Genomic DNA, 13,535 nt, shown 5'->3' with positions numbered 1-13,535 from the left:
TCTCATGACTGCCGCCTCGCTCCGCGCCCGGCTCCGCGCCGAGATGACCGACGAGATCAAGGCCGCCGCGCGCCGGCACCTGGCGACCGACGGCGCGAACCTCTCGCTGCGGGCGGTGGCGCGCGAGCTCGGCATGGCCTCGTCCGCGGTCTACCGGTACTTCGCCAGCCGGGACGAACTGCTCACGGCCTTGATCATCGACGCGTACGACGCCCTGGGCGCCGCCGCGGAGGCCGCCGACGGGGAGGGCTCACCCGCGCAGCGGTGGCTGGCCGTGTGCCACGCCGTACGGGATTGGGCGCTGGCCGATCCACACGAGTGGGCGCTGATCTACGGCAGCCCGGTGCCCGGCTACCAGGCACCGCGCGACACGGTCGGCCCCGCGATCCGGGTCATCCTGGCGCTGGGCCGCATCGTCCAGGACGCCGCCACGGCCGGCCGGGTGGAGATCGGCGAACCGATCGGCGGCCGCCTCGGCGAGGAGCTCGCGGCCGTGGCCGACCAGGCCGCCCCCGGCGCACCCCCGCAGCTGGTCGCCCGCAGCATGGCCGGCTGGATCCACCTGTGCGGCGCGGTCAGCGCGGAGCTCTTCGGGCAGCTCAACAACACGATCGACCAGCGCCGCGAGTTCTTCGAGTTCCAGATGCGCGGCGCTCTCACCTGGATCGGCTTGCGTTAGATCTTTCGCGCGTGCAGGACGTGGCCGCCCGGGGTGTCCTTCGGGATGCCGGGACGCCCGAAGTAGCGGGCTCCCAGCTCGGCCGGACCCAGGTCCTCGATCTCGCCGAACCCCCGATCCCGCAGCAGCGCCGCCACCTCGGACGGCATGAAGGACGACCGCCACGGCTCTCCGACGCGCGCCGCCCGGGCTGCCCGCGCCTCCAGGGCGGTTCGCCGCTCCCGTGACATCGACGCCGTCGGCATGGCGTAGTCGAACACCACCTCGGCCCGGCCGGCCCCGGCGACGAAGGCCAGCGTCTCGTCGAACCCCTCGCGGGTCAGATAGGGCACGACACCGAGCCAGACGAAGAACGCGCCGGGGCGTACCGCGAGCCTGTCCCCCAACGACTCCTTCTCGAAGTCCACCGGGACGTACGTCAGGGTCGCCGGCACCTCGATCCCGGCGTCGCTCAGCCGCTGCCGCTTCCACGCCTGGGTGTCCGGGTGGTCGACCTCGACGACGTCCAGCTCCGGGTACGGGTTGCGATACGCGAACGTGTCCAGTCCCGCACCGAGCACCACCACCTGCCGCGTCCCGCGCGTGACGGCCGCGGCCAGGGCGTCCTCGGCGAAACGGGTCCGCGCGGCGATGAACAGCCGCTGCCCCCGCCGTCCCGGCGCCTCCTCGGTGTCCGGCGCCTCCCCCACGATCCGTACGGCCAGCGGATCCGTGAAGATCGCCCCGCCCTCCATGACCTGGTGGGCTGCCCGGTAACGCGCCGCGCTGTACGCCGTGCGGCTCGGCTGTCCGGTCTCCATCAGGGCATCCACCCGGCACGTGCCATGTCCACGCGGTCGCCCTTGAGGGGCACCCCTTCGCTCAGCAAGCGCTGCCTCGCCTCCTGCTCGTGCCCCGGCGGCATCCGCCCGGAACTGGTCACCACCCGATGCCAGGGGACGCCGCCGCCGTGCCGCGCCATGATCGCGCCGACCTGGCGCGCGGAGTTGCGGCCCGACCGGTCGGCGAGGGCGTCCGCCACCGCGCCGTAGGACATGACCCGGCCCTCGGGGATGCTCTCCACGAGGCGCAGCACCTCTTCGACGTACTCCTGGGGTGTCACCGCCGCCACGATATGGGATCCGCGCCCGGGTTCGCAGGCCGCGGCGAGCAGAATGGTGCAGGTGCGTGAAGAGGTGACCGGTGCCCGCCGCGTCGTCGTCAAGGTGGGGTCCTCCTCGCTGACCACGGCCGCCGGCGGGATCGACGAGCAGCGGGTCGACGCCCTGGTCGACGTGCTGGGCGGGCTGGCCGCTCAGGGCCGGGAGGTCGTGCTGGTCTCCAGCGGCGCGATCGCCGCCGGCCTCGCCCCGCTCCAGCTGCGCCGCCGACCACGCGACCTGGCCACCCAGCAGGCGGCGGCCTCGGTGGGTCAGGGCCTGCTGATCGGACGGTACGCGGCCGGCTTCGCCCGGCACGGCCTCACGGTCGGTCAGGTGCTGCTCACCGTCGACGACGTGACCCGGCGCGCCCATTACCGCAACGCGTACAGGACCCTGCGCAAGCTGCTCGACCTCGGCGCACTGCCCATCGTGAACGAGAACGACACCGTCGCCACCGACGAGATCCGCTTCGGCGACAACGATCGCCTGGCCGCGCTCGTCGCCGCCCTGGTCCACGCCGACCTGCTGGTCCTGCTCTCCGACGTGGACGCCCTCTACACCGGCGACCCCTCCGACCCGGCCTCGCGGCGCATCACCCTCGTCCGCGACGACGCCGATCTGGAGGGCATCGCCATCGGCGCCGCCGGGAAGGCCGGCGTCGGGACGGGCGGCATGGTCACCAAGGTGGAGGCCGCCCGGATCGCGACCGGCTTCGGCATCCCCGTCGTGCTGACGGCGGCCCCGATGGCCGGTCCGGCGCTGGCCGGGGAGCAGATCGGCACGTTCTTCCAGGCGGTGCAGCACAGACCCGCGGCCCGGCTGTTCTGGCTCGCCCACGCCACCTCGCCGCGCGGGCGCCTGCACCTCGACGCGGGAGCCGTCGCCGCGGTCGTCGGCCGCCGCAAGTCGCTGCTGCCCGCGGGCATCACGGCGGTGGACGGCTCGTTCGCGGCCGGCGACCCGGTCGACCTGGTCGACGCGGACTCCGGGGCCCCGGTCGCCCGCGGCCTGGTGAACTACGACGCCGTCGAACTGCCCGCCCTGCTCGGCCGCTCCACACCGGAGCTGGCGGCCGCCCTCGGGCCGGGATATGAACGAGAGGTCGTGCACCGCGACGACCTGGTCCTTCTCTGAACCTCCCAGGAGTCATCATGAGTGTGCATCAGCAGGCCGCCGAGGCCCGGGTCGCCGCGATCGACCTCGCCGCCGCCACCCGGGCGGAGAAGGACGCCGCGTTGCTGCTGATGGCGCAGCGCCTCGTCGAGCGGGCCGACGACATCGTGGCCGCCAACGCCGTCGACATCGACAACGCGCGTACCGGTGGGCAGTCGGAGGCGATGATCGACCGCCTGACCCTGACCCCGGACCGGGTTGCCGCCATGGCGGACGGCCTGCGCCAGCTCGCCGCCCTGCCGGACCCGATCGGCGACGTGGTCCGCGGCTCGACCCTGGCCAACGGCCTCGAGCTGCGGCAGGTGCGCGTGCCCTTCGGTGTGGTCGGCATCATCTACGAGGGTCGCCCGAACGTGACCGCCGACGCGGCCGGCATCTGCCTGAAGTCGGGCAACGCGGTCCTGCTGCGCGGATCCGGCTCGGCGATGAGCTCCAACGCGGCGATCGTGTCGGTGCTGCGCAAGGCCGTCGCGGACGCCGGCCTGCCGGCCAACGCGGTCCAGCTGCTGGACGCGACGACCCGCGACTCGGTCAAGGAGCTGATGCGGGCCCGCGGCCTGGTCGACGTCCTGATCCCGCGCGGTGGCGCCTCGCTGATCAAGACGGTGGTCGAGGAGTCGACGGTCCCGGTGATCGAGACCGGCGTGGGCAACTGCCACGTGTACGTCGACGAGGCGGCCGACCTGGAGAAGGCGCTCGGCGTGGTGCTGAACTCGAAGACGCAGCGCCTGTCGACCTGTAACACGGCCGAGTCGCTGCTGGTCCACTCCGCGCTGTCGGAGTCGTTCCTGCCGCTGGTGATCGAGGAGCTCATCAACGCCGGTGTCACGATCCACGGCGACCCTCGGGTGGCCGCCTTCGACGGCGTGGTTCCGGCGACCGAGGAGGACTGGGGCAAGGAGTACCTGTCGGCCGACATCTCGATGGCGGTGGTCGACTCCCTGGACGACGCGCTCGACCACATCCGCCGCTACGGCAGCGGGCACACGGAGGCCATCGTCAGCGAGAGCACGACCGCGGTGCGGCGCTTCGCGGCCCGGGTGGACGCGGCCGCGGTGATGATCAACGCGTCGACGCGGTTCACGGACGGCGGCGAGTTCGGGTTCGGGGCCGAGATCGGCATCAGCACGCAGAAACTGCACGCCCGCGGGCCGATGGGGCTGCCGGAGCTGACGTCGACCAAGTACATCGTCACGGGCAACGGCCACACCCGCTGACCCGGGCGTCAGCGGCAGGCCCGGATGGCGGTGAGGGTGGTGTTCACGTCGAAGACCGGGCCCTCGTCGCTGTCCCAGCCCCCGTCCGTACGCTGCGTCTCGGCCAGCCGCTTCCGAGCGCTCTGCAGCAGCCAGTCGTCTCCCAGGTTGACGCGGCGGAGGGCGGCCGCCATGTTGGCCACATCCGCCGGCGACATGTCGGACAGGCGATCGCCCAGGACGAGTTGCACCCGGGCCGACTCGTAGAAGAACTGCTGCTCGTGCAGCAGCCCCGCGGCATGCCACCCGGTCGCCAGGAAGGACGGCCAGGTGCCGTCCGGGCGGAGCTGGGCGACCACGAACCGGGCCGCGGCCGCCAGGGTGTCGGCGTACCGGGCGGGCTCCTCGTGGTGCGGGTGCGCTTCGACCTCGGCGACGGTCATCCAGAAGCCGGCCACCGCGGTCAGGTACAGGGTTGCCTCCGGGTCGCCCGGCATGGCCCACGCCGGAGCCTCCGGGGCGAGCGACTCGTCCTCCTGCCAGGTGCCGTCGCCGCGCTGGACGCCGGCCAGCCAGGCCAGGGCGCGGTCGACCTGCGGGCCGCGGAGGCCGCCGAGGTCGTCGAGCTCCGAAAGGCGGAAGCAGGTGGCGTCGATCGAGGGCACGGTGCTGTCGCCGGCCGCCGGCCATCCGCCCGCCGGGGTCTGCCCGCTCTCGATCCGTTCCAGGATGCCGGGCGGCGGCTCGGTGCCCGCCCGGAGGTAGGACAGCCGGGCCCGTTCCACCGGGTCGCCGTGGGCGACGACGTACCCGATCGCGGCATCGATATCGACCACGATCGTGACGCTACAACCAGGGCGGACTTCACGCATCGGCCGCCCGCCCGCGGGAGCGGACGGGCGGCCGGAGGCACGGATCTAGTAGGACGGAAGGGACGGGTCGACGGTGTTGACCCAGGAGACGATGCCGCCCTGGACGTGGACGGCGTCCTTGAAGCCGGCCGCCTTCAGCGCGGCGAGCGCCTCCGCCGAGCGCACCCCCGACTTGCAGTGCAGGACGATCTGCCGGTCCTGCGGGAAGCGGGCCAGGGCCTCGCCGGAGAGGATCTCGCCCTTGGGGATCAGCGTCGCGCCCGGGATGCGGTTGATCTCCCACTCGGCCGGCTCACGGACGTCGACCAGGAAGACGTCCTTGCCGGAGTCCTGCCATTCCTTGAGCTCGCGGGCGGTGATCGTCGCGTTGAGCGTCGCCTCCTGCGCCTCGGTGGAGACCGCGCCGCAGAAGTCCTCGTAGTCCTCGAGGAGGTCGGTGACCGTCGGGTTCTCGCCGCAGAGCGCGCAGTTCGGGTCCTTGCGAACCTTGATCTTGCGGTATTCCATCTCCAGGGCGTCGTAGACCATCAGCCGGCCGACCAGCGGCTCGCCGATGCCGGTGATCAGCTTGATCGCCTCGTTGACCTGGATCGAGCCGATCGACGCGCAGAGCACGCCGAGCACGCCGCCCTCGGCGCAGGACGGGACCATGCCGGGCGGCGGAGGCTCCGGGTAGAGGCAGCGGTAGCAGGGACCGTGCTCCTCCCAGAAGACCGAGGCCTGGCCGTCGAAGCGGTAGATCGAACCCCACACGTACGGCTTGCCGAGCAGCACCGCGGCGTCGTTGACCATGTAGCGGGTCGCGAAGTTGTCCGTGCCGTCGACGATGAGGTCGTACTGGCCGAAGATCTCCTTGACGTTGTCGCGGTCGAGCGCGGTGTTGTGGATGACCACGTTCACCAGCGGGTTGATCTCGCGGATGCTCGACGCGGCGGACTCCGCCTTGGGGCGGTCGACGTCGGAGACGCCGTGGATGATCTGGCGCTGCAGGTTCGACTCGTCGACCGTGTCGAAGTCCACGATGCCGAGCGTGCCGACCCCGGCCGCGGCCAGGTAGAGCAGCGCGGGCGAGCCCAGGCCGCCGGCGCCGACGACGAGCACCTTGGCGTTCTTGAGCCGCTTCTGCCCCTCCATCCCGACGTCCGGGATGATCAGGTGACGGGAGTAGCGGCGGATCTCATCGACGGACAGCTCGGCGGCCGGTTCGACGAGCGGGGGCAGTGACACGGTGAACTCCCCGGGTTGGCGGTAAGGTGCGCCCACCATTGTTGCTCGTGGATCGCCGCCGTGGGCATGACGTGGAACACCGGCCCGAGATGCGGGACGCGGGAATGAAACGGTCACCCCGCTTGTATGGCTGGCCCCCGCAGGGGCCGATCACCCCGGCGCGGCCAGGCGTACGGGACACAGCCGCGCAACGTCAACGTCTGCTGCACCATGACCGGCGCCGGTCCCCCGCGCTTCGGGCAGCCCTCGTGATGCCGGCCCAGCTCGTGGCCGACCTCGTGATTCACCACGTACTGGCGGTAGACGGCGAGGGGTACGCGGGCCGAGACGTACGTCGGGGCCGAGAGACGCCACCGGTCCAGGTTGATGATCGCCCGCCCGGTGCTCCGGCACGACGTGTACGGCCGCCCGCCGACGGTGATGTTCACGCCCCCGTGGGCGCACATCCGCCCGGCGGTGTCCCGCGTGGCCAGGTACACGGTGAAGCTCGCCGGCTCGGTGCCGGGCACGCGCTGCAGCCGCAGGTTCCCCTCGCCGATCCAGCTCCGATCGTCGCCGAGGGTCGCCTCCACCTGCGTGGCGAAGGCGATGAGGTCCTCGTTGCTGCCGCGCTCGACGGCCACGTGGTAGCGGCGCACCGCTCCGGCCGTACCGTAGATCCTGCTTTGTCCGGGGGCGTAGTCGAACCTGCCGGAACCGTGGGTCGGGACCTTGCCCGGCAGCGACAGCTGGTTCTGCGCGACGGGAACCGGCGCTGCCGTGGCCGGAGGCGGTGCAGCGGCAGAAGGCGACGGCGGCGACGCGGCAGCGGAGGCGGACGGCAGTGCCGAGGCGGGCGGGGCTACGGACGACGACCACACGGTGGGCAACCACATACCGCCGGCGACCAGCAGACCGACCACCATCGGCGCGGCCAGCCACAGACGGCGGCGGCGCCGGTGGCGGGGCGGCGGCGTACGGAAGTCGATCATTTGCCGCCAGCGTGCCACAGCCGGCGGCGCCGTGTCCTACCCGACCGGGGACTTGACGTCCTCGAGCATGCCCACCACGGCCCGGGCGACCAGGCGCGGCACCTCCATCTGGGCGACGTGTCCCACGCCGGGCAGGATCAGCAGCCGGCTGTCCGGGATCACCTTCGCGACCTGGGCCGGCACCCGCGGGTCGACCAGCCCGTCCTTGAGGCCGCCGATGACCAGCGTCGGTGCCGTGATCCGGGCGGCGAGGCGCCACTGCGAGTTGACGCCCGGCAGGTATGCCCGCAGGAAGCTCGACACCAGCCCTCGCAGCGTGCCCATGTAGGCCTGCGGGTAGTGGTCGACGGTGTAGCGGAGCTTGATCTCCTCGATCGCCTCCGCCCGGCGCTGCGGGCTGACCTTCCGGGTGTCGCCGAAGCAGGCCAGCAGCACCTGCTCGGCCATCTCCTCGACGGTCAGCCGCGCCATCCCCCAGGCGAGGATCCGGTGCGCGCGGGGCAGCGCGAGCAGCGGCAGCACCGGGCCCTGGGCCGTACGCCGCGGGTCCAGGAACGGCATCGCGGGGCTGATCAGCGTGAGGGTGCGTACGAGGTCGGGGCGGAGGGCGGCGACGCGCACGGAGATGGACCCGCCGAGCGAGTTGCCGACCAGGTGGACCGGGCCGCGGCCGGCGTACTCGAGATAGCCGATGACCCGGTCGGCGAACGCGGCGATCGAGTAGCGCCGGTTCGGGTCGCTGTAGCCGAAGCCGGGCAGGTCCACGGCCTGGCCGTCGAAGCGGTCGGCGAGCAGCGCCGCGAGGTCGGTGAAGTTCTGCGACGAGCCGCCCAGGCCGTGCACGTAGACCGCCGGCTCGGCGCCGGGCGCGGTGCCCGGGGTGTCGCGCACGTGCAGCATCGCGCCGTCGATCGTGACCCGGCGGGCCGGCCACGGCGGCGGCACCGTCCCGTCCGGCGGCAGAACCTCGTCCGCCGCGAGTTTCGCGCCCTTCATCAGGACAAGAGTGCCTCGAGACGCCGGTTGACCGCCGCGAGTGTGGCGCGGACCATCGCGTGCCGGTCGTCGCCCGTGACGACCGCGGAGCCGGCGAGCTGCTCCACCCAGCCGTCGGTGGCGAGCAGCACCACGACCACGGCCACCTGCATCGATCCGAACGGTACGGCCGCCGCATGCTCGACGAAGCACTTCGCCGGGCCGTCGGCGTGGTCGGAGTGGGCGAGCAGCTCGTCCACCGCGTTCGCCGTCGCCATCGCGCACAGCCGCAGCAGGTAGCCGTCGATCGCCGGGCCGGTGGCCTCACCCTCGGAGACCTGGCCGCTGACGGTCAGGCGGACGCGGACGGTCGCCTCGCTGCCGAACGTGTTGACCTGGACGTTCTCGATCATCACCCGCGGGCCGGGGCGCTCGCCGGGTTCGAGCAGCGGGCGCGGCGGCGCGGCGTCGAGCCCGGTCGGCACGTCCTCGGTCGTCGGGGGCGGCGGCGGTGTCGGCGCCGGGCGGCCGGCCGGGTTGGGCTGAGCCGGCACGAACGGTGCCGGTGCCGGGACGTACGGCGCGGGCTGAGCCGGGGGCGGGGTCGCGGGCGGCGCGGACGCCTGCGCGGTCACCGGCGGGACCAGCCCCTGACCGGGCGTGGACGCGCGTCCCGCCGGTGGCGCCGAGCGAGGGGCCGGGGACGGCGGAGCGGAGCGCGGGGCGGGTGCGGGAGCGGCGGGCGGTGGCGGCGCCCCGAGCGGGGAGGCGCCCTGCATGGCGGCGTCGAGGCCCATCCGATCCTGCAGCAGGCGCGCGACCTGGCGGCTCACCTCGGCCGGGTCCGCGCCCTCGGCCAGATCCAGCCGCAGGCTGTGCGCGCCGGCCGGGGTGGTGCGCAGGGCGGCGTCGCGGACGCCGTCGACCTCGCGGACCGCCTCCAGGATGGCGTTGACGTCGAAGCCCTCCTGCCGCTCCCGCGACGACAGCACGTCACCGCGGCGCAGGTGCGTCGCGATGCGGGCCAGCGCGGGGGTCTCGGCCGAGGGCTCCACGGACGGCGGCTCCGGGACGGTGGGCACGTCCGGCTGGGCCGGGACGCGCTGGGGCAACGCGGAGAAGGGCTGCTCCCCCGTGTCCCCGGCGCCGGGATCGCCGGCCGGCCGGGCCGGGAACGCCGGCTGTGGGGGCTGGTACGGCAGGCGGCGCGGGAAGCTGGAGGGATCGTACGACGCACGGGCCGTCGTCTGATCACCGGACCGCGCGGCCTCGGTGGTGTCGGGGCCGACCCGGGGCATGCCGTCGGTGGGCGTCGGCGGCTCCAGCGCGTGGCGGGCGGACTCGGGCACGGACCAGTCGGGGCGGCGGCCTCCGGGCGTGGCGGGGCGTACCGCGGGGAAGGGCCGCTCGGCCGGAACGGCGGCACGCTGCTGGCGCGCGTCGTCGAGGTCGCCCTCGTACGGGTACGGCGGGGCGCTGGCCGGCAGGGCCGGCGGGACGGCACGCAGCTCGGTGGTCTCCTGACCGTTCGTGCGCAGCAGCTCGGGGCCGAGCGGGTCGGGGCGCGCCGGCGGCTCGGCGGCGAGGGGCGGCTGGTTCTGCCGGGACTCGGTGCCGTTCGGGGACAGGTGTGAGAGCAGGTCCTGATAGCGCGCCCGGCTGTCGGACCAGCGGGGCGCGGCGGCGTTCTCCGTGCGGGACGGGGCTTCGTCGGCGGGCGGCGCGGACGAGGGCTGGGAGGGCGTGAACGACGGCGGTGGCGGCGGGGTGGCGAACGGGCGGATGTCACCCGACGGGGGGTCAGTCGGAAGGGGACGCCGGGCGAACGGCCGCACCTCGGTGCCGGGCCGCCGCCAGGCCGGAACCTCGGTTTCCGGGTCCAGCGCGGCCCCCGCGTGGGACCAGGGGCTTTCCCGCGCCGCCCAGCCGTTCAACAGGGTGCGGTCGCGCGATTCGGCCCCGGCACCGCCGTCCGCGGTACCAGCGTCACCGGATTGCCCTGTTTCGTCCACCACGCGCTCCTCGCTTGCCCCACGCTGAGGCTACCGTGTGGTTGCAGTGGCGATAAGTTGCAGCGTCGCGACAATTGCCCGCCCGGAACGCGACAGGCGACGATCCGGGCAATCCGCGTTGCTGCGCGCGGTGAAGAAGCTCGGAGGTTGTTGACATGACCGCTGCGTCCGGCGGGGCACAGACGGCGGGGCGCCCCACGCGCCTGCCTCGCTCCGCGCGCCGTAAGCAACTGCTGGCCGCCGCGCAGCAGATCTTCGTGGCCCAGGGCTATCACGCCGCTGCCATGGACGAGATCGCCGAGCGGGCCGGTGTTTCCAAGCCGGTGCTGTACCAGCACTTCCCCGGCAAGCTGGAGCTCTACCTGGCGCTGCTGGACACGCACTGCGACGCGATAATCGCCAAGGTACGCGGCGCCATGCTCGCCACGCCCGACAACAAGGAGCGGGTCAAGGGCGCCGTACGGGCGTACTTCGACTTCATGGACCACGAGAGCGAGGCCTTCCGGCTCGTCTTCGAGTCCGACCTGCGCAACGACCCGCAGGTGCGCGAGCGCGTCGAACGGGTCGAGCAGGGCTGCATCGCCGCGATCACCGACACGGTCGTCTCGGACACCGGCCTGAGCGAGGCCAAGGCCGAGCTGCTCGCCGCGGGCCTGGTGGGCGTCTCCGGTCAGGCGGCGCAGTACTGGCTCGCCACCGGCCGCCGGGTCGACAAGGAAGAGGCGGAGGCGCTGGTCGCGGCCCTGGTGTGGCGGGGCATCGCGAGCTTCCCGTTGCAGGGTGAGTCAACGCCGGGAACGCCCGAAGAAATCGGCTAGCCTTCATATCGGAAGACTGCTGAGAGGGAGGACCCCCGTGGAGGTCAAGATCGGCGTGCAGTACGCCCCGCGCGAGCTGGTGCTGGAGAGCGCGCAGACGCCGGCCGAGGTCGAGCAGCTGGTGACCGAGGCGATGGCCAAGGACAGCGTCCTGACCCTGACCGACGAGAAGGGCCGCAGGGTGATCGTGCCGATCGCCAAGGTGGCCTACGTGGAGATCGCCGAGAGCTCGAACCGGCCGTTCGGCTTCACCACGCGCTGACGCACGCCGCGTTCAGGGGGTCCCGCCGGGGCCCCCTGAAGCTTCTGTTCGGCACGGTCATTTTCGGCCTGAGGTGCAGAATCCCTCCGTCGGGTAGACTTGCGTCCGTCGCCGCCACGCCGACCTCGTCCCAGCTTGTTCGCACGGCCGGGTCACGAATCGCCGCGGCGACGCGCGTGCGGCCCGCGAGCTTCTCTCGCGTGTGGCCCGCGCCCTACCCAAACCGCGCCCAGGACTTCGACGGGCGCACCACGAGAGGCACCCGTAGAACTCCATGACCGACATCCCGAACACCGACACAGAACCCGCTCTGGTACCCGTCCTGACCCGCGCCCCCGTCCGTGCCGACAGCCCCACCTTCGCCGAGCTGGGCGTACGCGCCGAGACGGTGGAGGCGCTGGCCGCCGCCGGCATCACCCGGGCGTTCGCGATCCAGGAGTACGCGCTGCCGATCGCGCTGCGCGGCACCGACCTCATCGGTCAGGCCCCGACCGGCACCGGCAAGACCCTCGGCTTCGGCCTGCCCATCCTCGAGCGGGTGACCGCCCCCTCGGAGGGCGCCGACGGCAAGCCGCAGGCCCTCATCGTCGTACCGACCCGTGAGCTGGGCCTGCAGGTGGCCCGCGACCTCGCCGCCGCCGGTGCGACCCGCGGCGTGCGGGTGCTGCCGATCTACGGCGGCGTGGCGTACGAGCCGCAGGTCGAGGCGCTCAAGAAGGGCGTCGAGATCCTCGTCGGCACCCCCGGCCGCCTGCTCGACCTCAGTAAGCAGAAGCAGCTCAACCTCTCCGGCATCAAGGCCCTGGTCCTGGACGAGGCCGACCGCATGCTCGACCTCGGCTTCCTCGAGGACGTCGAGAAGATCCTGGCCATGCTCCCCGAGCAGCGTCAGACGATGCTCTTCTCCGCCACCATGCCGGACCCGATCGTGGCGCTGTCCCGCCGCTTCCTGCAGCACCCGGTGACCATCCACGCCGGCCACACCTCGGACAGCGGCCCGTCGCCGCTGACCAAGCAGGTGGTCTACCGCACCCACCCGCTCAACAAGCTCGAGATGGTGGCGCGCATCCTGCAGGCCAAGGACCGCGGCCTCACGATGATCTTCACCCGTACCAAGCGCGCCGCCGACCGGGTCGCCGAGGACCTCGACTTCCGCGGCTTCGCGGTCGCGGCCGTCCACGGTGACCTCGGCCAGGGCGCGCGTGAGCGGGCGCTGCGCGCGTTCCGCACGGGAAAGATCGACGTCCTGGTCGCCACCGACGTCGCCGCCCGCGGTCTCGACGTCTCCGGCGTCACCCACGTGATCAACTACGACTGCCCGGAGGACCCGGACACCTACACCCACCGCATCGGCCGCACCGGCCGCGCGGGCGCGACGGGGGTGGCCGTGACCTTCGTGGACTGGGAGGACATGCCACGCTGGGTGCTCATCGACAAGTCGATGAACCTGGGCATGCCGCAGCCGCCGGAGACGTACCACACCTCCGCGGCCCTCTACGCCGACCTGGACATCCCCACCGACGTCTCCGGCACGCTGCCCACCGCCGAGCGCAACCGGGTGGGCCTGGCGGCCGAGGTGGAGGAAGACCTGGGCGGCCGGCGTCGCGGCGGCCGGGAGTCCACCCGCCCGCGCGGTCGCGGCCGTTCGCGCGGGCGCGGCGAGGACGACGCCCCGGAGAGCACGGACTCGCCGTCGTCGGAGACGTCCGATCGCCCGCGCCGGCAGCGGCGTCGGCGCCGGGCCGGAGAAGCCGTCTCGGGTACGGACGCAGCCCCGGCCGACTCCCCCGCCGAGACCGGCTCCCCGTCCACGGACGACGCCGCGTCCACGGGCGAGTCGTCATCGACGGCCGACTCCGGGGCCCCGGCCCGGACCCGCTCCCGGAGCCGCAGCCGTTCCCGGGCCGCTACGCCGACCTCCTCGGAAGCCACGCCGGCCTCCTCGGATGCTGCGCCGGCCCCCTCGGCCACCGCGCCGGCCTTTTCCGACGCCGCGCCGGCTTCTTCTGACGCCGCGCCCGCTTCTTCCGACGCCGGCGACGCGCCGGCCGGGGAGGGCACCCGTCCCCGCCGGCGCCGGCGGCGCAGTGGCGGCGGGTCCGACGATGTCGCGGCGGGCGAGATGACCGGCGGCTCCGACGCCGGAGTGGGCGCCGGAGCCCAGGACTGAGCTGACGACGAGGGCGCCCCACCGGCCGGTGGGGCGCC

The 13,535-nt window shown here is 73.3% G+C and carries 13 protein-coding genes; 6 read left to right on the top strand and 7 right to left on the bottom strand.

The window, feature by feature from the left end; genetic code table 11:
* The first annotated feature begins 4 nt into the window (after positions 1–4).
* Positions 5–679 (top strand): TetR/AcrR family transcriptional regulator, encoded by a 675-nt coding sequence (locus ACIBO8_RS10800; protein ID WP_396114943.1) that lies wholly within the window; start codon positions 5–7, stop codon positions 677–679.
* Here the strand turns inward: ACIBO8_RS10800 and ACIBO8_RS10795 are convergent.
* On the bottom strand, positions 676–1,479 hold the full coding sequence (locus ACIBO8_RS10795; RefSeq protein WP_396114942.1) for a class I SAM-dependent methyltransferase: 804 nt from the start codon (positions 1,477–1,479) through the stop codon (positions 676–678). The genes ACIBO8_RS10800 and ACIBO8_RS10795 overlap by 4 nt on opposite strands.
* A complete protein-coding gene (locus tag ACIBO8_RS10790) occupies positions 1,479–1,781 on the bottom strand; it encodes an MGMT family protein (RefSeq protein ID WP_396114941.1) in 303 nt (100 codons plus the stop codon). Before ACIBO8_RS10790 ends, ACIBO8_RS10795 begins: the two co-directional genes overlap by 1 nt.
* 61 nt (positions 1,782–1,842) lie before the next feature.
* Here ACIBO8_RS10790 and proB point away from each other — a divergent pair, with 61 nt between their 5' ends.
* Both proB and ACIBO8_RS10780 read left to right on the top strand, forming a co-directional pair.
* Positions 1,843–2,955 (top strand): glutamate 5-kinase, encoded by a 1,113-nt coding sequence (proB, locus tag ACIBO8_RS10785; RefSeq protein ID WP_396114940.1) that lies wholly within the window; start codon positions 1,843–1,845, stop codon positions 2,953–2,955.
* A gap of 17 nt (positions 2,956–2,972) precedes the next feature.
* Positions 2,973–4,211 (top strand): glutamate-5-semialdehyde dehydrogenase, encoded by a 1,239-nt coding sequence (locus ACIBO8_RS10780; protein WP_396114939.1) that lies wholly within the window; start codon positions 2,973–2,975, stop codon positions 4,209–4,211.
* Positions 4,212–4,219: 8 nt separating this feature from the next.
* Here ACIBO8_RS10780 and ACIBO8_RS10775 read toward each other — a convergent pair whose 3' ends face one another.
* The 5 genes from ACIBO8_RS10775 to ACIBO8_RS10755 all read right to left on the bottom strand — a co-directional run bounded on the left by ACIBO8_RS10775 (position 4,220) and on the right by ACIBO8_RS10755 (position 10,247).
* A complete protein-coding gene (locus tag ACIBO8_RS10775) occupies positions 4,220–5,026 on the bottom strand; it encodes a prenyltransferase/squalene oxidase repeat-containing protein (protein WP_396114938.1) in 807 nt (268 codons plus the stop codon).
* Positions 5,027–5,107: 81 nt separating this feature from the next.
* The gene (gene moeZ, locus ACIBO8_RS10770) at positions 5,108–6,289 is read right to left on the bottom strand and encodes an adenylyltransferase/sulfurtransferase MoeZ (protein WP_396114937.1); all 1,182 of its coding nucleotides are present in this window, start codon (positions 6,287–6,289) and stop codon (positions 5,108–5,110) included.
* A gap of 113 nt (positions 6,290–6,402) precedes the next feature.
* The gene (locus ACIBO8_RS10765; RefSeq protein WP_396114936.1) at positions 6,403–7,260 is read right to left on the bottom strand and encodes a DUF3152 domain-containing protein; all 858 of its coding nucleotides are present in this window, start codon (positions 7,258–7,260) and stop codon (positions 6,403–6,405) included.
* 36 nt (positions 7,261–7,296) lie between these two features.
* Positions 7,297–8,256 (bottom strand): alpha/beta fold hydrolase, encoded by a 960-nt coding sequence (locus ACIBO8_RS10760; protein ID WP_396114935.1) that lies wholly within the window; start codon positions 8,254–8,256, stop codon positions 7,297–7,299.
* Positions 8,256–10,247: a Daple gene (locus ACIBO8_RS10755; protein WP_396114934.1), complete on the bottom strand. Its 1,992-nt coding sequence runs from the start codon at positions 10,245–10,247 to the stop codon at positions 8,256–8,258. Before ACIBO8_RS10755 ends, ACIBO8_RS10760 begins: the two co-directional genes overlap by 1 nt.
* Positions 10,248–10,402: 155 nt before the next feature.
* Between ACIBO8_RS10755 and ACIBO8_RS10750 the strand changes: the two genes are divergently transcribed.
* The 3 genes from ACIBO8_RS10750 (at position 10,403) to ACIBO8_RS10740 (ending at position 13,497) form a co-directional block, all read left to right on the top strand.
* Positions 10,403–11,065 carry a TetR/AcrR family transcriptional regulator gene (locus ACIBO8_RS10750; RefSeq protein WP_396114933.1) on the top strand — a complete coding sequence of 221 codons (663 nt, stop codon included), beginning with the start codon at positions 10,403–10,405 and terminating at the stop codon, positions 11,063–11,065.
* Positions 11,066–11,102: 37 nt separating this feature from the next.
* A complete protein-coding gene (locus ACIBO8_RS10745) occupies positions 11,103–11,327 on the top strand; it encodes a DUF3107 domain-containing protein (protein WP_396114932.1) in 225 nt (74 codons plus the stop codon).
* A 274-nt stretch (positions 11,328–11,601) separates the two neighbouring features.
* A complete protein-coding gene (locus ACIBO8_RS10740) occupies positions 11,602–13,497 on the top strand; it encodes a DEAD/DEAH box helicase (protein ID WP_396114931.1) in 1,896 nt (631 codons plus the stop codon).
* Positions 13,498–13,535: the final 38 nt, after the last annotated feature.

The sequence above is a fragment of the Actinoplanes sp. NPDC049681 genome (assembly GCF_044465265.1).
Lineage (GTDB): Bacteria > Actinomycetota > Actinomycetes > Mycobacteriales > Micromonosporaceae > Actinoplanes.
This window is presented reverse-complemented; position numbering and strand designations above follow the sequence as displayed.